Annotated in this window: 1 protein-coding gene; it reads left to right on the forward strand. The window is 63.6% G+C overall.

Going from position 1 to position 760, the window contains the following annotated elements:
• A partial coding sequence (locus tag ABI_RS06490) for a calcium-binding protein (RefSeq protein WP_169313710.1) occupies positions 1–760 on the forward strand: 760 nt, incomplete at both ends.

Genomic DNA, 760 nt, shown 5'->3' on the forward strand with positions numbered 1-760 from the left:
ACCAACAAGGACAAGCTGATCCTGACCGGCTCCGACGACATCGACGGCACCGGCAACAGCCTGGACAACATCCTGGTCGGTAACGCGGGCATGAACCGCCTCAACGGCGGAACGGGCGCCGACACCATGTTCGGTGGCGGGGAAGACGACCTCTACATCGTCGACAATGTCGGCGACGTGGCCTCCGAACAGACCGTCGAAGGCATCGACGATGGCGGCTTCGATACGGTTCGCTCCTCGGTCAGCTACACCCTGGGCGCCTATATCGAGAACCTGCGCCTGACCGGTTCCGGCAACATCAACGCCACGGGTAACTCGTCGGCCAACTACCTCTTCGGTAACGCCGGCAACAACGCCCTCGACGGCAGCTTTGGTGGCGACATCATGGACGGCGGCCTTGGCAATGACACCTACTATGTCAACGTCGGAACCGACGAAGTCATCGAATACGCCGCCGGCGGCACCGACACGGTCGTCTCCCAGGTCAGCTACACCCTGGGCGACAACCTGGAGAACATCAGCCTGGCCAGCTGGGGTACGGCGGCGACCAATGCCTGGGGTAACGCGGTGGCGAACGTCGTCACCGGCGGCCGCGGTTCCAACCAGCTCTACGGTCTGGACGGCGCCGACACCATCGTCGGCGGTGAAGGCAACGACACCATCGATGGCGGCAATGGCGCCGACTCGATGTCGGGTGGCCTGGGCTCCGACGTCTACTATGTCAACGACGCCAGCGATGTCGTCTTCGAAGACGCCGGCA

Origin of the sequence: Asticcacaulis biprosthecium C19, from assembly GCF_000204015.1 — a bacterium.
Classification (GTDB): Bacteria; Pseudomonadota; Alphaproteobacteria; order Caulobacterales; family Caulobacteraceae; genus Asticcacaulis; species Asticcacaulis biprosthecius.